This is a genomic window from Streptomyces sp. ISL-96, from assembly GCF_018614035.1.
GTDB lineage: Bacteria > Actinomycetota > Actinomycetes > Streptomycetales > Streptomycetaceae > Streptomyces.
The window spans coordinates 63,893-81,534 of the sequence record NZ_JAGGPA010000048.1; the positions used below are offsets into that span (position 1 = coordinate 63,893).

The 17,642-nt window shown below is 70.8% G+C and carries 15 protein-coding genes, 1 pseudogene and 1 riboswitch; of the genes and pseudogenes, 4 read left to right on the forward strand and 12 right to left on the reverse strand.

Translation table 11 applies throughout. The annotated features are described in order from the left end of the window. Positions 1 to 14 precede the first annotated feature (14 nt). The 5 genes from J7E96_RS27675 to J7E96_RS27695 all read right to left on the reverse strand — a co-directional run bounded on the left by J7E96_RS27675 (position 15) and on the right by J7E96_RS27695 (position 5,823). Complete coding sequence (locus J7E96_RS27675; RefSeq protein ID WP_215134984.1) at positions 15 to 1,304, reverse strand: bifunctional 3,4-dihydroxy-2-butanone-4-phosphate synthase/GTP cyclohydrolase II; 1,290 nt, start codon at positions 1,302 to 1,304, stop codon at positions 15 to 17. After that, complete coding sequence (locus J7E96_RS27680; protein WP_215134986.1) at positions 1,301 to 1,954, reverse strand: nicotinamide mononucleotide transporter family protein; 654 nt, start codon at positions 1,952 to 1,954, stop codon at positions 1,301 to 1,303. Before J7E96_RS27680 ends, J7E96_RS27675 begins: the two co-directional genes overlap by 4 nt. Then, a complete protein-coding gene (locus J7E96_RS27685) occupies positions 1,951 to 2,559 on the reverse strand; it encodes a riboflavin synthase (protein ID WP_215134988.1) in 609 nt (202 codons plus the stop codon). Before J7E96_RS27685 ends, J7E96_RS27680 begins: the two co-directional genes overlap by 4 nt. Continuing rightward, complete coding sequence (ribD, locus tag J7E96_RS27690) at positions 2,560 to 3,645, reverse strand: bifunctional diaminohydroxyphosphoribosylaminopyrimidine deaminase/5-amino-6-(5-phosphoribosylamino)uracil reductase RibD (RefSeq protein WP_215135025.1); 1,086 nt, start codon at positions 3,643 to 3,645, stop codon at positions 2,560 to 2,562. Positions 3,646 to 3,857: 212 nt separating this feature from the next. Then, positions 3,858 to 3,988, reverse strand: a riboswitch (FMN riboswitch). A gap of 191 nt (positions 3,989 to 4,179) precedes the next feature. Then, entirely contained in the window at positions 4,180 to 5,823 is a 1,644-nt protein-coding gene (locus J7E96_RS27695) for a transposase (RefSeq protein ID WP_308296166.1), read from the reverse strand. 179 nt (positions 5,824 to 6,002) lie between these two features. On the opposite strand from J7E96_RS27695, the pseudogene J7E96_RS27700 reads away from it, so the two are divergent. Beyond that, positions 6,003 to 6,359, forward strand: a pseudogene (locus J7E96_RS27700) (chitinase C-terminal domain-containing protein); the annotation flags it as partial. 92 nt (positions 6,360 to 6,451) lie between these two features. On the opposite strand, the gene J7E96_RS27705 reads toward J7E96_RS27700, so the two are convergent. After that, positions 6,452 to 7,624 (reverse strand): ROK family transcriptional regulator, encoded by a 1,173-nt coding sequence (locus J7E96_RS27705; protein WP_215134990.1) that lies wholly within the window; start codon positions 7,622 to 7,624, stop codon positions 6,452 to 6,454. Positions 7,625 to 7,735: 111 nt separating this feature from the next. On the opposite strand from J7E96_RS27705, the gene J7E96_RS27710 reads away from it, so the two are divergent. Then, positions 7,736 to 8,953 carry an MFS transporter gene (locus tag J7E96_RS27710; protein ID WP_215134992.1) on the forward strand — a complete coding sequence of 406 codons (1,218 nt, stop codon included), beginning with the start codon at positions 7,736 to 7,738 and terminating at the stop codon, positions 8,951 to 8,953. A gap of 43 nt (positions 8,954 to 8,996) precedes the next feature. On the opposite strand, the gene J7E96_RS27715 is transcribed toward J7E96_RS27710, so the two are convergent. After that, entirely contained in the window at positions 8,997 to 10,229 is a 1,233-nt protein-coding gene (locus J7E96_RS27715; RefSeq protein WP_308296167.1) for a glycoside hydrolase family 6 protein, read from the reverse strand. A gap of 121 nt (positions 10,230 to 10,350) precedes the next feature. Here J7E96_RS27715 and J7E96_RS27720 point away from each other — a divergent pair, with 121 nt between their 5' ends. Next, positions 10,351 to 11,064, forward strand: coding sequence for a DUF5995 family protein (locus J7E96_RS27720; RefSeq protein ID WP_215134994.1), 714 nt, complete (start codon positions 10,351 to 10,353; stop codon positions 11,062 to 11,064). 138 nt (positions 11,065 to 11,202) lie between these two features. Here the strand turns inward: J7E96_RS27720 and J7E96_RS27725 are convergent, their stop codons facing one another. From J7E96_RS27725 to J7E96_RS27740, 4 genes are all read right to left on the reverse strand, one after another. Beyond that, positions 11,203 to 12,894 (reverse strand): NAD(P)/FAD-dependent oxidoreductase, encoded by a 1,692-nt coding sequence (locus J7E96_RS27725; protein WP_215134996.1) that lies wholly within the window; start codon positions 12,892 to 12,894, stop codon positions 11,203 to 11,205. Positions 12,895 to 12,947: 53 nt separating this feature from the next. Further along, positions 12,948 to 13,754 (reverse strand): carbon-nitrogen hydrolase family protein, encoded by an 807-nt coding sequence (locus J7E96_RS27730; protein ID WP_215134998.1) that lies wholly within the window; start codon positions 13,752 to 13,754, stop codon positions 12,948 to 12,950. Positions 13,755 to 14,096: 342 nt separating this feature from the next. After that, a complete protein-coding gene (locus J7E96_RS27735; RefSeq protein WP_215135000.1) occupies positions 14,097 to 14,552 on the reverse strand; it encodes an Lrp/AsnC family transcriptional regulator in 456 nt (151 codons plus the stop codon). Between the two features lie 10 nt (positions 14,553 to 14,562). Next, positions 14,563 to 15,954, reverse strand: a complete 1,392-nt coding sequence (locus J7E96_RS27740; RefSeq protein ID WP_251070540.1) for an amino acid permease — start codon at positions 15,952 to 15,954, stop codon at positions 14,563 to 14,565. A gap of 366 nt (positions 15,955 to 16,320) precedes the next feature. Between J7E96_RS27740 and J7E96_RS27745 the strand changes: the two genes are divergently transcribed. After that, positions 16,321 to 17,406, forward strand: a complete 1,086-nt coding sequence (locus J7E96_RS27745; RefSeq protein WP_215135004.1) for a GDSL-type esterase/lipase family protein — start codon at positions 16,321 to 16,323, stop codon at positions 17,404 to 17,406. Here the strand turns inward: J7E96_RS27745 and J7E96_RS27750 are convergent. Then, positions 17,351 to 17,551 (reverse strand): type II toxin-antitoxin system VapB family antitoxin, encoded by a 201-nt coding sequence (locus J7E96_RS27750; RefSeq protein ID WP_215135006.1) that lies wholly within the window; start codon positions 17,549 to 17,551, stop codon positions 17,351 to 17,353. The genes J7E96_RS27745 and J7E96_RS27750 overlap by 56 nt on opposite strands. Positions 17,552 to 17,642: the final 91 nt, after the last annotated feature.

Sequence of the window (17,642 nt, forward strand, 5' to 3'; positions counted from 1 at the left end):
GGTTTGTTACGGAGTTACTGGTTGCCGCAGGTGGAGGCTGAGGTGCCGTCCAGCCACGGAAGGTCGTGCCCCATCCGGTCCCGCTTGGTCCGCAGGTACCGGAGGTTGTGCTCGCCCGCCTTGACGGGCATGGGCTCGCGTCCGATGACGGTCAGGCCGTGCCGTACGAGCGCGGCCGTCTTCTCGGGGTTGTTCGTCATCAGCCTGACGCTGTGTACGCCGAGGTCTTCGAGGATCTGCGCGCCGGCCGCGTAGTCGCGGGCGTCGGCGGGCAGGCCCAGCTCCAGGTTGGCGTCGAGGGTGTCGCGGCCGAGCTCCTGGAGTTCGTACGCCCGCAGCTTGGACAGCAGTCCGATGCCGCGCCCCTCGTGGCCGCGCAGATAGACGACGACGCCGCGGCCGGTCTCGGTGATGCGCTGCATGGACGCTTCCAGCTGCGGACCGCAGTCGCAGCGCTGCGAGTGGAAGATGTCGCCGGTCAGGCACTCGGAGTGCATCCGCACGAGGACGTCGTCGCCGTCGCCGATCTCGCCGTGCACGAGCGCGACGTGCTCGACGCCGTCGACGGTCGAGCGGTAGCCGTACGCCGTGAAGTCCCCGAAGGACGTGGGGAGCTGGACGGTGGCCTCGCGGCGGACCTTCGGGTCGGAGGTACGGCGGTAGGCGATCAGGTCCTCGATGGAGATGATCGTCAGGCCGTGCTTGCGGGCGAACGGGATCAGTTCGGGCAGCCGCAGCATGACGCCGTCCTCGCCGGCGATCTCGACGATCGCTCCGGCCGGGCGCAGGCCCGCGAGCCGGGCGAGGTCAACGGCGGCCTCGGTGTGGCCGTTGCGGACGAGTACGCCGCCGGGCTTGGCACGAAGCGGGAAGATGTGGCCGGGGCGTACGAAGTCGCTCGCGGTGGAGCGGCCGCTCGCCAGCAGGCGCAGCGTCGCGGCGCGGTCGGCGGCCGAGATGCCGGTGGTGACGCCGTGCTCGGCGGAGGCGTCGACGGAGACGGTGAAGGCCGTACTCATCGACTCGGTGTTGTTCTCGACCATCTGGGGGAGTTCGAGCCGCTCCAGCTCGTCGCCCTCCATGGGTGCGCAGATCAGGCCGCGGCACTCGCTCATCATGAACGCGACGATCTCGGGCGTCGCCATCTCGGCGGCGATGACGAGGTCGCCCTCGTTCTCCCGGTTCTCGTCGTCGACGACGACCACGGGGCGGCCGGCCGCGATGTCGCGGATGGCGAGTTCGACGGGGTCGAGGGCCAGGTCCTCGGCGTTGTCGGTGCTGTACCAGGTGGGCAGGGCGCTCATGCTGCTGCTCCTTCCATGGCGGGCTTCACGCTCGTGCGCGAACGCTGCCACCAGTCGTAGGCACCCCAGAGGACGAGGGCGAAGTAGACGACGTACACAAGACCGGAGAAGGCCAGGCCGCTGCTGAAGGCGAGGGGTACGCCCACCAGGTCGACCAGCAGCCAGGCGAACCAGAACTCGACCAGGCCGCGCGCCTGGGCGACCATCGCGACGAGCGTGCCGACGAAGATGTACGCGTCGGCCCAGGGGCTCCAGGACAGCGACGGGTACAGGGTGAAGAGGCCGCCGACGGCCAGCGTGCCGACGACCGCTCCGGCCGCGAGCAGTCCGCGCTCGCGCCAGGTGGCGAAGCGGACGGCGACCGAGCCGTCCTGGGCCTGCTGCTTGCCGAGCTGCCACTGCCGCCAGCCCCACAGGGCGACGCCGATGACCAGCAGCTGCTTGCCGACACCGCCGCTGAGGTTCGCGGAGAGGTACGCGGCGACGAGGATGACGCCGGAGATCAACTGGGCGGGCCAGGTCCATATGGAGCGGCGCCAGCCGAGCGCGAGGGCGATCAGGCCGATGGTGTTGCCGATCATGTCGGACCACAGGATGTGCTGGTCGAAGGCCGTGAAGGCCTCGGTGTTGAGCCAGGACACGGCGCTCACTTCACGGTCTCCTTGCTGTCCGCGCCCAGCAGCCGCTCGACGTACTTGGCGAGTACGTCCACTTCCAGGTTGACCTGGTCCCCCGCCTGCTTGATGCCGAGGGTGGTGAGGGCGAGAGTGGTGGGGATGAGGCTGATGGTGAAGTAGTCGTCCGCGGCCTCGACGACGGTGAGGCTCACGCCGTCGACGGTGATGGAGCCCTTCTCCACGACGTAACGAGCGAGGTCCGTGGGGAGCGAGACCTTGACGATCTCCCAGTGCTCGGACGGCTCGCGGGCGATGATCGTGCCCGTGCCGTCCACGTGCCCCTGGACGAGGTGCCCGCCGAGGCGGCCGCCGAGCGCCATGGGGCGTTCGAGGTTCACGCGGGAGCCGACGGTGAGGGCACCGAGGCTGGAGCGGGTGAGCGTTTCGGCCATCACGTCGGCGGTGAACTCACCGTCCCCGAAGTCCACGACGGTGAGGCAGACGCCGTTGACGGCGATCGAGTCGCCGTGCTTGGCGTCCTCGGTGACGAGGGGCCCGCGCAGTCGGAAACGGGAGGCGTCACCGAGGTTCTCGACGGCGGTGACCTCACCCAGCTCTTCGACGATTCCGGTGAACACTCAGTGCTCCTTCGATACGGGGGTGGCGGGGACAGCGGTGATGCGCAGATCCGGGCCGATGCGGACGCTCTCGCTGATGTGGAGCCGCAACGCCTCGGTGATGGTGGTGATTCCGGCGTCGGAGAGGGCCGCGGGGCCCGCACCGAGCAGTACGGGGGCGAGGTAGCCGGTGACCGCGTCCACCGCGCCGGCGGCGACGAAGGCGCCGGCGAGCGTCGGCCCGCCTTCCAGGAGTACGGAGCGGACGCCCCGGGCGTGCAGGGCGGCGAGCAGCGCGGGGATGTCGAGACCGGCGGCGGCGCGTGGCAGCCGTACGACTTCCGCGTCCGCTTCGGTCAGGTGCGCGGTGGCAGAGTTCTCGACGTTCTCGGCGACCGCGATCAGCGTGGGCGCGGCGTCGTCGAGGACGCGGGCGCCGGGCTTGACGGCGGTGGCGTTGGTGTCGACGACCACACGCAGGGGCTGGGTTACGCCGTTGATGCCGCGCACCGCGAGGTGCGGGTCGTCGGCGCGCATCGTGCCGGAGCCGACGATCACGGCGTCCGCCTCGGCGCGCAGCCGGTGCACGTCGGCGCGGGACTCGGCGGAGCTGATCCAGCGGCTGGTGGAGTCGGCCGCGGCGATACGGCCGTCGAGCGTCGCGGCGTACTTCCACCGGACGTACGGGCGGCCGAGGCGTACGGACGTCAGCCAGGCGATGTTGCCCGCCTCCGCCTCGTCCGCGAGCAGGCCCTGCCCGACCTGGATTCCGGCCGCGCGCAGGGTGTCCGCGCCGCCGGTGGCCTGCGGGTTCGGGTCGCTCACGGCGTACACGACGCGGGTGATTCCGGCGGCGACGAGGGCCTGGGCGCAGGGGCCGGTGCGGCCGGTGTGGTTGCAGGGTTCGAGGGTGACGTACGCCGTACCGCCGCGCGCCCGCTCCCCCGCTTCCCGCAGGGCGTGCACCTCGGCGTGCGGGCCGCCCGCGCGCTGGTGGAATCCGGCGCCCGCGACCTGGCCGGCGGCGTCGAGAACGACGCACCCGACGACCGGGTTGGGGCTGGTGGAGCCGAGTCCGCGTGCGGCAAGCGCGATCGCGCGACGCATGGCGTTCGCGTCGGTCGTGGCTGCTTCGGCTGCGGTGGCCACCGGGTCCTCCTGCCTCTTCGGGCACGGACTCCGGGGCTGTCGATGACGACAGAGAGCGGGAAGAAAACGCCAACGGGTACGGGACGCCGTAGCCGGAACAGAGGGTTCGCCCTTGGGAGGACGAGCCGAACACTGCCGACAGCGGCGTACCCATGACCTGTGACGGCCCGCCGCGCACTGCCTCCCATCCGGACTTTCACCGTCGGTACAGGAATTTCACCTGTTCAACCGGTCACTGGAGGTGACCGGGTCGCGGACTATAACCGCCGGTTCGGAATTACACCGACCCCGGAGTGCGCTGCTGCTGGTACACGGTCAGTGTGCCATGCCCGGCCGAGCGCCATGCACCCGATTTCCTGTGGGCCAGCTCACAGGAGATTGGTCCATACCTATTGACGCGCTGGTCTAGTCCTCTTAAGTCTGCCCGCAACGCGAACCCAAGGCGATCGACATCGGCCTGGGCTGCGGCCAGTCCCCGCTCGGAGACTCAAACTACAGTTCCTGAACACTGAGTTTTAAGTGCGTCCTGTTGCCAGGACTCATGGTCAGTGGCGCGCCCCGAACGGTGTTGGGCGTGCTGGGTCTCCGCTTTCTCGTCCCGCTCGGCGACGGCCCTCTGGGGAGCCGGTCCGTGGCGGGTGGGTGGATTCCCTCACGCCCTGAGATCTCCGGTCGGGCCTGGGCGGTCCGATGCCCCGCAGTATCACTCTGGTGCTGCGGGGGCGGTGCCGTCCGTCGCCGGATCAGGTATCCCTGAGCGCGTCGCCCGACCGCGATGCTGGCGGCATCGTGGCGGGACGGCTTTCGGCGGGGCGTCCGTAAGGGCTTCTGCCAGTGCTGGGCGCCCCACTTGCTGGTGTAGGCCGGGTCGGCCGCGACGATCGTCATGCCCTGTTCGGCGGCCATCGACACCAGCCGGGCCTTAAGTTTCGCCGTAGGGAAGCGGGAAATCAGGCGGCGGAACCGCTTGTTGCGGCCGTGCTTCTCCCGGCTTTTGCCGTCGGTGAAATCGAGATCCTCGATACCAATCACTGCCGCCCCGCGGCGTTGAGCGAAGTGCAGCAGCCGGGTCAGAGCGTGGCGGATCTGCGCGTCGCGGTGCGCGGCATTGCCCGACAGGTCGTAGAAGAAGCGCTGCGGGTCACCGACCGGGTTGCCGTGGACGTCGAGGCACCAGGCGGCCAGGTGATCGTCATTCATGTCCACCCCCACCATTCCCCGCGTCAAGGTTGCCTCCAGCGGGAGAGTAGGGGCGGACGCGCGCTGCCAGGACGCGGTCACATACCAGCGCCCTCTGTCCACGTCATGGTGGATGCGGTAGGCGACCGCTCGATTCATGCTGATCCGGTCACGCCACTCCGCTCCCCGATGCGGGAAGGCCGCGGTGGCATCCAGGACGTAGCGACCGCGCGGGGCGTTAGCCAAGTGGCCCAGTGGGGCGGGGAGTTTGACCGCGATCTGTCCGGTGTCGGTGATCCGGATCGTCTCGTTGCCGAAGCGCCTGCCCGTCTCACCGTCCGCTGCCAGGAACATCCGCGCCGCATCCCACCGCGCCCGCCACCCGGGAACGTCGAGCCGGGCCTGATCGAGGTGGTGGCGGGTGTTCGCCAAACGCTTCCCACCACGTACGACGTGAACCCGGCCCGCGGCCCGGTCGGCCTCGACTGCCGCAAGGCGCGTCTTGAGCGCGTGCAGGCGGCGGGACTTGGCATGCCACTCGGCGCGCGAACCGTAACCGCGCGGGACACCTTCCCGCTTGTTCGACTTCGCCCCCAACGGCCTTGCCAACCGCGCCTCGATCGCCGCGATCCCCGCCCGCAGCGAAACAACGTGCGCACCCTGCCCACGCCTGGCCAGCGCCCACTGGTCATGGGTGGCCTTGGTGATGCTGCCCGCCCACCGCGACGACGACCGGCCGGTCAGTTCCCGCTTCCGCACCGCCCACGAGGACGCGTCGTGGCCCAGTCCCTGACGGACGCGGGCGGCGAGATCACCCGAGGCCAGCGAACCGAGGAACGCCCCGACCTCACCCAGCACCGCCGCATCCGCATCCGACACACGCAGTCGGTCCCGGACCGCCACACCCGAAGGGCCCCGCACCACGAACGAAGCCGCCAACTCCCGCAACCCACTCACCCCCCTCCGGCCGCCGCACGTTGCCACCACAACCAACGAGCGGCCCGCCACAAGGTCACCCATTCGCCCCAGGAACTCCCGTTCCCCCCTACCGGCCGGACACACCCCGTCGCCCAACGCCGCTGCAGGCCGGATGAGCACCCACCTGGATCACACTCACGACCAATCACGCGTGGTAGACGCTGGCGCCCGGCGCCTCGGTGGAGCTGGACTTCGTCTACTACCTGCCGACGTCGACCCCGTCCAACTGGACGGTGACCTTCAGCGGCCAGTCCTACGCCCTGGCAGGGGACTTGGCGCGCGGTACGACGGTGGTGGACCCGGGGGCGGGTCCCGGTCCGGGTCTTGATCCCAGCCCCACGCCGAGCCCGGGCGGGCCGTGCACGGCAGCCGCCTGGAGCGCTTCCTCGGAGTACGGAAGCGGTACGACGGTCTCCCACAAGTCACACCACTGGAAGTCCAAGTGGTGGACCAAGGGCGAAGAGCCGGGTAGTACCGGGGAGTGGGGCGTCTGGCAGGACCTCGGAGCCTGCTGACCAGCCCCCCGATCGAACGCCCGGCGGCGGTGACCGGCCCTTCCCGCCGCCGGGTCCATACTTCTCAGCTCCGAGGCCGGAAACTTCTCAACTCAACTCTGCGGCGCGAATACGTCGTCCTGGGCCGCGTCCCGCGCCGCGAGCAGCGCGCCCTGAAGTACCGCCGCGTCGCCCAGTTCCCCTGCCCGCACCTCCGTGCGCAGCGGTGACATCGCGGCCAGCCGGTCGGCGACCCGGGCCGCGAGGGCCGCGCCGCCCGCGTGGCCACTCTCGCCGCCCAGGACGACACAGCCGGGGTCGAGGACGGCGGTGACGGCCGCCGCGCCGACGGCCAGGTGCGTCGCGAGGGCGTCGAGGAACGGCTCGCCGCGCCGTCCCGCCGCGAGGGCCGCCCGTACACCGGCGGCGGCAGAGGTGTCCCCGGCCGTCGTGATGCCGTGCCGCGCGGCGAGTTCACCGATCGCGGCGCCGCCGACCAGCGAGTGGAACCCGCCGCCGCAGTCCGTCGCCGACGGCAGCCCCACGGTCCCCGGCACCGGCAGGAACCCGATCTCGCCCGCGCCACCCGACGCCCCGCGGCGCAGCCTGCCGTCGAGCACGAGGGCCGCGCCGACGCTGTGGCCCAGCCAGAGCAGTACGAAGGTGTCGCGGTCCCGGGCCGCGCCGAGCCGCTGTTCCGCGACGGCGGCGAGGTTGGTCTCGTTCTCCACGAGCACCGTGGCGGGGAGGCGGTCCTGGAGGGCGGTGACCAGTCTGCGGTGCCAGGCGGGGAGCCCAGTGGTGTGGCGGAGTTCCCCGGTGGCCGGGTCGATCAGGCCGGGCGCGCCGATCCCGACGCTGTGCAGGCGCCGCGCGCCGGCGTCGCGGACCGTGCGTTCCAGGAGCGCCACCGCCTGCTCAACGGCGGGCTCGGTGCCGGTCGCGTCGCCGTCGATCGGCAGGGTCGCCTCGGCGAGGGTCGTGCCGAGCAGGTCGGCCACGACGACGGAGACGCCCTGGGTTCGTACATCCAGCGCGGCGAGGTGCGCGCGGTCCGCGACGATCCCGTACAGCCGGGCATTGGGTCCTCGGCGCTGCGCCCCGGACTCCCCCACCACCGTGATCAGGCCTGCGCCCTGGAGCCGTTCGACCAGGTCGGCGACGGACGGGCGGGAGAGTCCGGTCAGCGTTTTGAGCTGTCCTGCCGTCAACGGGCCCTCGTCCTGGAGCAGCTTCAGGGCGGATCGGTCGTTGATGGCCCGGGCGGTGCTCGGTGATGCGGGCATGCCACGGATCCTCTCAGATTTCGGATTTAATCACTAGATTTATCAGGCAGGGTTCCTGATAGTTTACTCCGGCACGCTGGACGTGACGGACGAACGGGGAGGGCGCGACGGATGTCGGGCGAAATGGTCTTCAGTCAGGGGCAGTTGAAGCGGGCGCGGTACGCCGTGGCCGCTGTCTTCTGTGTGCACGGCGCCGTCACCGGCAGTTTCGCGACCCGTATCCCGTGGATCGTGGACCACACGGGCGTCAGTGCGGGTCAGCTCGGCCTGGCCCTGGCCTTTCCGGCGATCGGCGCGTCGGTGGCCATGCCGCTGGCCGGCGCGATCAGCCACCGGTTCGGGGCTCGGGGCGCGCTGCGCGGGCTGCTGGCGCTGTGGACGCTCGCACTGGCGCTGCCCGCGCTGGCCCCGAATCTGCTGACGCTGTGCGGCGCGCTCTGCGTGTTCGGAGCGACGGCGGGCATGTCGGACGTGGCGATGAACGCGCTCGGCGTCGAGGTCGAGAACCGGCTCGACAAGTCGATCATGTCCGGGCTGCACGGCATGTGGAGTGCGGGCGCGTTGATCGGCTCGGCGGCGGGTACGGTCGCCGCGCACCTCGGCAGTGACGCGCGGCTGCACCACGCGCTGGCCGCGGCGGCGCTGACCGTGCTCGGGCTGGCCGCCTGCCAGGGCGTCCTCGACCTGCGCGGCGCGGCGGAGGCGGAGGCCCCGCCGCGGTTCGCGCTGCCGCCGAAGTCGGCGCTGGTGATCGGCGCGATCGGGTTCTGCGCGGTCTTCGCCGAGGGGGCGAGCCTGGACTGGTCGGCGGTCTATCTGCGGGAGGTTCTCGACACGTCGGCGGGTGCCGCCGCCGCGTCGACCACTGCGTTCGCGCTGACGATGGCGGTGGCGCGGCTGGCCGGAGACCGCGTGGTCGACCGGTTCGGTCCGGTACGTACGGTCCGCGTGGGCGGGGCCGCGGCGACGGCCGGCGGCGCACTGGTCGTCGCGGCGCCCCATCCGGCGCTCGCGATGACCGGCTTCGCACTGATCGGGCTCGGCGTCGCGGTGGTCGTTCCGCTGGCGTTCGCGGCGGCGGGGCGCAGTGGGCCGAACCCGAGCCAGGCGATCGCGGGCGTCGCGACGATCACGTACACGTCCGGGCTGATCGCCCCGTCGGCGATCGGAGCGGTGGCCGACGCGACGTCGCTGGTGGTGTCGTTCGGGGTGGTGACGGTGCTGGCCTTCGGCCTGGTGGTGGGGGCGGGGGTACTGCGCGGCGCGGGCCGCGTCTCGGTCGCCGGCGGAAGCGACGCGCGCGCCCGGGCGGCAGTGACGAAGGAGTAGGGGCGCGCGCCCGCGTCGAAACCGTCGTACAACCGCGGATGCGTCAGTCGCCCCGCGCCAGTTGGTAGGCGTAGTCCGGTGTGAACGTACCCGCCGCGCCCTTGCAGCCGTCGGACTCCCCCGGCAGCTTGATCCACAGGTAGGCGTCGACCCCGGCCTCGCCGGTCCGGGTCGTCGGTGACCGGCCGAGGGCCCGGCCCGCCGGGTCGCACCACTGCCCGGCGGCCGGCGGCCCGTTGCCGTTCCTGCTGGTGTCGATGACCGCGCCGAGCCCTGCCGGACCGCCGAGCGCGGCGAGCACGCGCCGGGCGTAGGCCGCCTCATCGGCGGTGCGGTGGAAGTTGGACACGTTGGTGAAGATGCCGTCGCTGCTCGACCTGGCGCCCGCCGCGCGCAGGGCGGCAGCCTGCTTCCCGGCGGAGTGCCAGCCGGAGTGGCCCGCGTCGAAATAGACCTTGGCCCTGGGATTGGCGGCGTGCAGGGTGCGGCCCGCACGTGCGAGTGAGGCGAAACGCGCCTCGCGCTCACCCGCCGAGAGGCAGTCGGCGAGCGCGATCGCGTCGGGCTCCAGGATGACGATCACCTCGCCGCTGCCGAGCCCCGCCGCGAAGTCGCCGATCCAGTCGTCGTACGCCACGAGGTCCGGCGCACCGCCCCGGGACGCGCCTCCGCAGTCCCGGTCGGGTATCGCGTACGGCACCAGAACCGGGACCCGTCCCGCCCCCGCAGCGGCCGAAGTGACGGATCTGACCTGCGCGGTGACGGCGCCCGGGTTGTACGCCGCGAACCAGACGGCGGCGGGCCGGTCGGCTATCCGGGACTTGATGAGCGGGTGCCTCGGGTCGTCGCGGTTGGCCCTGACCCAGTCGAGCACCTGGGACTCGGGGTGCCGGTAGAGGGCGGCGCCGGAAGGTGTTGAGGCCTGCGGCCGGGACGTCGGCTTCTTCGTGGGTTTCGACGGCGAAGGCGACCAGGACGAGGGCGAGGGCGAGGCCGGGCGCGACGCCGGCGCCTTCGTCGAAGGCGTCGGCGTCGGCGTCGGCGTCGGCGTCGGCGAAGGGCTCGGCCGCGCGGGCAGCGGCGCCGGAGCCGGCGTTCTGGTCGTCTCGGGCCGTGCGGTGTTCCGGTGGTCCCCCTCGCCCGCCACCGCGGACATCACGCCCGTCACCGTACCGACGGCGACGACCGCCGAAGCCGCGACGACCATGGCGTTGCGGCGCTTGGCGCGCCGCCGCTCGGCGCGCTCGATCCGGCGCTGCGCACGTAAGCCTGGCACCCTAGGCACTCCCCCCGAATGGCCCATCCCCCGGCGCCCGCGACACCGCGCATTCCCCCGTTGTGGGGAAGCCCGGGCCTTCGGCACCCGGTGAAAAGCCTAGGGCTGCGACGCTGCCCGTATGGCGCAGATCGAGCACTTCCCAGCTCAGACGGACCGCTCCCGGACCTCGGTCGACACTGTTGTGGCGCGGATGCGTTCCTTCCGCTGCGGCTGGCCGCCGTCGGACGGGCTCGCGGTCTTCAACCGGGTCTATCTGGCGGTCACCGAGGAGATCGACCGGCGTATCGACGGCGGCCTGTTCCCGGACGCCCGCACCGCCGCCACCCTCGACGTGCTCTTCGCCGAGCGCTACCTGGCCGCCGTCGACGCCTCGTCGGCGGGGCGGCGGGGGCCCGCCTGCTGGCGGCCTCTGCTGCAGTACCGGCGCCATCCGGGCGTACGCCCGCTGCAGTTCGCCCTCGCCGGGATCAACGCGCACATCGGGCATGATCTGGCGCTGGCCGTGGTCGACACCTGCCATGCGCTCGGCTGCCGGCCGGCCGATCTGGAGGGGGACTTCGACCGGGTGGGCGACACGCTCGTGGCGCTGGAGGAGCGTATCCGCGAGGAGTTGATGCCGGGGCCCGATCTGCTGGAGATCGCGGATCCGCTGACGCATCTGCTCGGCTCGTGGAGCCTTGAGCGGGCCCGCGACGCCGCCTGGTCCGCCGCCCGGCTCCTGTGGCGACTGCGCGAACTGCCGGAGCTGACCGAGGAGTTCACGGAGCGGCTGGACGCCGGGGTGGGCCTGGTCGGACGGATGCTGCTGACGCCGCTGCCCGGCGACGGCTGATCGTACGACCGGCGCGATCGTACGACGGGCGGCTGATCCCCCGACCGCCTGGGGGAATGACCGGGCAGGGCTGTTGATGACCGCCCGGGGCCGGCCGGATCGCGACCGGCCCCGAGCGGCACGTTTTCCGGTAGCCGCTCAGTCCTCCGGCAGCTCGACCGGGGCGATCTCGTCGTAGAGGTCGCCGGGACCCGGGTTCGTCGGGTCGGTCGTACCGCCGAAGTGGTGCATGACGCCCCACACCGCGTTCAGCGCGGTCTGTACGGCGCCCTCGGCCCACCCGGCCGTCCAGGAGATGTCGTCGCCCGCAAGGAAGATGCCGCGCTTGTCCTCGGGGAGGCTGTCCTGCATGAAGTGGGTGAAGAGGCGGCGCTGGTAGCGGTAGTGGCCGGGCAGGTTCGCCTTGAACGCGCCCATGAAGTACGGCTCGTTCTCCCACGACACGGTCACCGGGTTGCCGATGATGTGACGGCGGATGTCGACCTTCGGGTAGATCTCGCCGAGGGACTTCAGCATGACCTCCATCCGCTCGTTCGCGGACAGCGGCAGCCACTTGAGGCTGTCGTCGCACCAGGTGTACGAGAGGCAGATGGTGGCCGGCTTGTCCGGGCCGTCGTCCAGCAGGTACGTACCGCGCGTCATCCGGTCCGTCAGCGTCATCGACATGACGTCGCGGCCGGTCTCCTCGTCCTTGTCCAGCCAGAACGGCCGGTCGACGGGCACGAACAGCTTGGACGACTCCATGTAGTGAGTGCGCTCCATCGCCGTCCAGTGGTCGATGGGGAACAGCGAGTCGTCGCAGGTGATCTTGGAGAGCAGCATCCAGGACTGCGCGGTGAAGATCGCCGCCTGGTACGTCCGGATGTCACCGGAGGCGTCGGTGACGGTGATCCGGTTGCCGGCCGTACGGTGCATCCGCGTCACGGCGGGCTTGGGCTCGCCCTCGTGGAGCGACTTCAGCGACGTACCGAGCGGCCAGTGCACGAGCTTCTGCGGCTCGCGCTCCCACAGCCGGACGGGCAGCTGCTGGCTGCCGCCGACGATGCCGCGGTGGTGGTCGTCGGCCTCGGTGTAGACGACCCGCAGGATCTCAAGAATGGAGTTCGGGAAGTCGGTGTCCCAGCCTCCGGTCCCGAACCCGACCTGGCCGAAGATCTCGCGGTGCCGGAAGGACTTGAATGCCTCCGACTCGCAGAGGAAGCCGTAGAAGGTCTGGTTGTCGAGCTTCTCGACGAGCTTGGCCCAGATCTCACGGATGCGCGGTACGTCGCGCTCCCGCATGGCCTGGTTCATGTCGGAGAAGTCGGCGCCCTCCTCGAGGCAGGCGTTCCAGGCGTTCATGACGTCGCGGTAGACCTGCGGGAGGTCGTCGACGGTGACGGCGTAGTGCGACTCGCCCTTGAGGTCGACGACGGTCGACGGGGTCTCGGGCGCCAGCGGGTTGGGAAACGCCTTGGTCTCCAGTCCCACCAGGTCGATGTAGTGCTGGAGCGCCGTGGAGGACGGCGGGAAGCGCATCGCGCCCATCTCGGCGGTCAGCGACTCGTCGCAGCCCTCGAAGCCGACGGTGCGCAGCCGGCCGCCGATCTGGTCGGCCTCGTACACGACGGGCTTGAGGCCCATCTTCATGAGCTCGTACGCCGCGATGATGCCCGAGAGCCCGCCGCCGATGACCGCGACCTCGGTGCCGTGCTCGGTCGCCGGTATCTGGCCGAGGCCGGCCGGGTGCGCGAGGAAGTCGTCGTACGCGTAAGGGAAGTCCGGCCCGAACATGGTGATCGGCGGCTGCGCGTCGGTGTGCTGGACGGCGGTGGGCACCGTGGACGTCATGGGGTCGGACTCCTTGCGAAAACGAAAGAAAGGGGCGAAGCGGGGGGGCGGCGTCAGGCGAGCGAGGTGTACAGCCCGGGGCGGCGGTCGCGCAGGTACGGGTTGTTCTCGCGCGAGGCCCGCAGGAACTCGGGGTCGGCGTCGCCGAACACCAGCTCCTCGCCGCGGCCGGCGCGGGCGCGGGAGGCCCCGTCCGGACCGGCCAGGCAGCTGAGCCCGACGAACTCGAAGTCGCCCTCGGGGCCGGTCCGGTTCACGTAGGCGACGTACATCTGATTCTCGAAGGCCCGCACCGGGACCACGGACTCGGCCACGAACTGGAACGGGTGCATCTGTGCGGTGGGCACCAGCAGCAGGTCGGTGCCCGCGATCGCGTGGGCACGGACGTTCTCCGGGAATTCGACGTCGTAACAGATCATGAGGCCGATGGTCAGCCCGCCGAGCTCAGCCTGTACGACCGTGTCCTGGCCCGGGGTGAACCACTCCTGCTCGAAGCCGCCGAAGAGGTGCGTCTTGCGGTAGTTCGCGAGTCGCGTGCCGTCGGGCCCGATGAGCTGGGCGGAGTTGTACACGACATCCCCGTCCTGCCCGTCGCGCTCCGGGTAGCCGTAGTGGACGGCCAGTCCGTGGCGTACGGCGATGTCCGCGACGGCGTCGGCGGCCTCTCCGTCGGCGGGCTCGGCCAGCCGGTGCACGTCGGCCCCGATGGCGTACCCGGTCAGAAACATCTCCGGGCAGACCACCAGCCCGGCACCGGCGGCCGCCGCACGGCCGGCGGCCTCGTCGAGAACCTTGAGGTTCGCGTCGACGGAGCCGGGACGGCCGGAGCTCTGGAGCAGTGCGGTGCGCAACGGCGGCATGGCTGACCTCGGGCAGGTGGGGAGGGGACTTCGGGGAGACGTAATGACGGTACGTTCCGCTCCCGCACCGGGACAAGACGCGACCGTTGCGGACCGACCGCCGATCTGTTGCGCAATCAGCGCGGGTGGCGGCGATTCATTGCGCGTACGCCGATGGGTCTGCGGTCATACGGTCGGTAGGCCCTGTGGGGGGGGCGGAGCCCCAGCCGCCGCCCCTGGCCACTTCAGCCCGTCCGGCGTTTCAGGACCGGGGCCTGGGGCAGCGCCCCTCACGCGGCGGAGCCGCAGAATGTCACAGCGGGAAGGGGCGGGTAGGGGAAAGCCCGCCGCAGGCGCGCAGCCCTACGCCGGCGCGCCCGACGAGAACCGCCTCAGCAGCGGCGACAGCACCAGCACCGACTTGGTGCGCTCAACGAACGGTTCCCCCGCGATCCGCTCCAGCACCCGCTCGAAGTGCCGCATGTCGGACGCGAAGATCTGAACGACGGCGTCCGCGTCACCGGTGACGGTAGACGCGGACACCACCTCCGGATACCGCGACAACCCCCGCCGGATGTCCTCCGGCGACGTGTTGTGGCGGCAGTACATCTCGATGAACCCCTCGGTCTCCCAGCCGAGCGCCGCCGGGTCCACCCGTACGGTGAACCCGGTGATCGCTCCCTCGGCGCGCAGCCGGTCCACCCGCCGTTTGACGGCGGGGGCGGAGAGCCCGACCTCGGAGCCGATGTCCGCGTAGGAGCGGCGGGCATCCTCAGCGAGGGCGTGGACGATGCGTTCGTCGAGTTCGTTCAGTCGCACTGCGCGTGGATCACTTCTCTGCGGTGGCCAGACTGGAGCGGCGAAGGCCGTAGAAGAAGTAGAACACGAGCCCGGCGACCATCCAGCCACCGAAAACAGCCCAAGTGACGCCCGGGAGGCTGAACATCATGTAGGCGCAGAAGGCGAATCCGAGCACCGGAGTGACCGGGAACAGCGAGACCCGGAAGGTCCGTGCCATGTCGGGCCGCTTGTACCGCAGGATAACGACCGCGACATTCACCAGAGCGAACGCGAAGAGCGTGCCGATGCTGGTCGCGTTGGCGAGCTCACCGAGCGGAATGGTGGCCGCCAGCACGCCGCAGAACAGCGAGACGATCACGACATTCGCCTTCGGCGTCCCCGTACGCGTGTCGATCTTGGCGAAGACCTTGGGAACGAGGCCGTCGCGCGACATCGCGAAGAGGATGCGGGTCTGCCCGTACAGCACCGCGAAGACAACGCTCGCGATAGCGACAACCGCACCGGCCGCGAGGACGACGCCCCAGAAGCTGTGGCCCGTGACGTCCTTCATGATCTGGGCGAGCGCGGCTTCCGTGCCCTCGAAGTCCTGCCACGGCATGGCGCCGACGGCGACCAGGGCGACGAGGCAGTAGAGAACAGTGACGATCAGCAGCGACAGCATGATCGCGCGCGGCAGGTCCTTCTTCGGGTTCTTGGCTTCCTCACCGGCGGTGGAGGCTGCGTCGAATCCGATGTACGAGAAGAACAAGGTCGCCGCGGCGGCGCTGATTCCGGTGACACCGAGCGGGGCGAGCGGGGTGTAGTTGCCCGCCTTGATGCCCATGAAGCCGATGACGCAGAAGAGGACCAGCGTGGTGATCTTGATCATGACCATGATCGTGTTGACGCGGGCGCTCTCCTTGGCGCCGCCCATCAGGAAGACCATGGCGAGCAGCACCACGACGAGGGCCGGGAGGTTGATGTAGCCACCCTCGCCCAGCGGGGCGGAAACGCTCTCTGGGATCGTGAAGCCGAGCGTGCCGTCGAGCAGTTCGTTGAGGTACTCGCCCCAGCCGACGGCCACGGCCGCGACGGAGACGCCGTACTCCAGGACCAGGCACCAGCCGCAGATCCATGCGACGACTTCGCCCATGGTCGCGTACGAGTAGGAGTACGAGGAACCGGAGACCGGTATGGAACCAGCCAGCTCCGCGTACGAGAGGGCCGAGAAGAGGGCGGTGAGTCCGGCGATGACGAACGAGATCGCGACGGCGGGACCGGCCAGCGGCGTAGCTTCACCGAGTACGACGAAGATTCCGGTGCCGAGCGTGGCTCCGATGCTGATCATCGTGAGCTGCCACATGGTGAGCGAGCGGCGGAGTGCACCGCCTTCGCCCTGGCCGCTCTCCGCGACGAGCTGCTCGACGGGCTTGCGCCGCATCAGCCGGTTGCCGAGATTCGGACGCTCGGATTCCGGTTGGGGGGTGACGGGTGGCGCTGCGTCCAACACTGGGGTGGCTCCTTATCGCTGCCGATCGGGAAGGCGGCGACCGCAGCGGTCCGCTCGGGGCGTAAAAAAATAACCCGGAGCTTGGGAACCGCCGAGCAGGCGGTCCCCGCCACTCCACGTACAGCGCGAAGCCTACGAGGTGCGCGTTCGCATGCGTAATGCAGCAACCTTGCGTACCGACGGACGATCATTGCGCACAACCGCGACAGATGGCTCTTTGTTGCGCCTCCCCTTTCGATATCCCTTTTGTCCGTTCCGGAGTACGCCGCACCCGCACCCGACGACCGGAGGCGAATCATGATCGACGGATGGCTGGACCCCGCCCCCTTCCTGCGCGGCGTCGCCTGGCGCGACGGACGCCGGGCCGTGCGCGCCGACCCCGCGGACCTGGACCGGCTGCCGTGGGACATCGTGGAGCGCTGCGCCGTCCCCGTCGGCGTACGGCTGGAATTCACGGCCCGCGGCGCCACCGCCGTCGACCTCCGCTACCGCGCCGCCCTGCCCGGCCCCGCCGACGCCCTGCGCGACCTCGCGCACACCTTCGCGCTGTGGCACGACGGAGCCCTCGTGTCGGAAGTGACCGAGGATCCGGCGCGGGAGACGGTCGTACGGATCGGCCTGCCGGACGGCCCGGGCCGGTTCACGGTCCATCCACCGGAGAGCCAGTGCCCCGAGATCCTCGGGCTGCGTCCGGTCGGCGGCCCCATCTCCCCTGCCCCGCCGCAGCCCCGCTGGCTGGTGTACGGCGACTCCATCACCGAGGGCTGGTGGTCCACCCGCCCCGCCCACGCGTGGCCCGCTGTGGCCGGCCGTACACTCGGCCTGGACGCGGTGAACCTCGGCCAGGCAGGAGCCGGCCGCGGCGAACTCGCCGTCGCCCAGCAGCTCGCAGGCTTGCCCGGCGATCTCCTGACCCTCGCCTTCGGCACCAACTGCTGGTCCCGCACCCCGTTCTCGGCTCCGCTGCTGTACGAGACCGTGCGGGCCTTCATCACCCTCGTACGCCGGGGGCATCCGGACACCCCGATGCTGGTCCTCTCCCCCGTCCTGCGCCCCGAGGCCGAGCGGACCCCCAACGCCCTCGGCGCCACCCTCGCCGCCCTGCGCACCGCCCTGGAGGAGGCCGTCCTGGCCGGCATCGCGGCGGGCGACGACCGGCTGGCACTGCTCCCCGGCCTGGGCATCCTCACCCCGGAACACCTGACGGACGGCCTGCACCCCAACGACGCGGGCCACGCCCTGATGGCCGACGCGGTCGCCGCCGCCCTGCGGGAGGCGCGTTTCGTCACACCATCACGACGTGGGGCACTCAACGGTCAGGAAGGGCTCAGCCCTGCGGCTCCGGCGGCTTCGTCCCGGCGTCCCGCCGGCTCTGGTCCTTGAGCTCGGCTCGCGCCTCTGTGCGATGGCCACGGGCGATGTAGTCGCGTACGACGGCCTCGATGGCGTCCTGGGGCGAGCCCACCCCGGCCAGCACCATCACCTCCACCACCAGTTCCGCATCGAGACTGATGTTGACCTGCGCCACAGGTTCCCCCCTCGTCGTGTCGTACCCGGGACTCTAGCCGGGACACCCCCGAAAAATCCCTGGCCGGTCCCCGCGGAAGCGGGACCGGCCA

Bases quoted from the DNA above. Each gene is read 5' to 3' on its own strand.
- ribD (WP_215135025.1), bottom strand. From the start codon at position 3,645: ATGCGTCGCGCGATCGCGCTTGCCGCACGCGGACTCGGCTCCACCAGC.
- J7E96_RS27745 (WP_215135004.1), top strand. From the start codon at position 16,321: ATGATCGACGGATGGCTGGACCCCGCCCCCTTCCTGCGCGGCGTCGCC.
- J7E96_RS27725 (WP_215134996.1), bottom strand. From the start codon at position 12,894: ATGACGTCCACGGTGCCCACCGCCGTCCAGCACACCGACGCGCAGCCG.
- J7E96_RS27740 (WP_251070540.1), bottom strand. From the start codon at position 15,954: ATGCGGCGCAAGCCCGTCGAGCAGCTCGTCGCGGAGAGCGGCCAGGGC.
- J7E96_RS27730 (WP_215134998.1), bottom strand. From the start codon at position 13,754: ATGCCGCCGTTGCGCACCGCACTGCTCCAGAGCTCCGGCCGTCCCGGC.
- J7E96_RS27675 (WP_215134984.1), bottom strand. From the start codon at position 1,304: ATGAGCGCCCTGCCCACCTGGTACAGCACCGACAACGCCGAGGACCTG.
- J7E96_RS27720 (WP_215134994.1), top strand. From the start codon at position 10,351: ATGGCGCAGATCGAGCACTTCCCAGCTCAGACGGACCGCTCCCGGACC.
- J7E96_RS27710 (WP_215134992.1), top strand. From the start codon at position 7,736: ATGTCGGGCGAAATGGTCTTCAGTCAGGGGCAGTTGAAGCGGGCGCGG.
- J7E96_RS27705 (WP_215134990.1), bottom strand. From the start codon at position 7,624: ATGCCCGCATCACCGAGCACCGCCCGGGCCATCAACGACCGATCCGCC.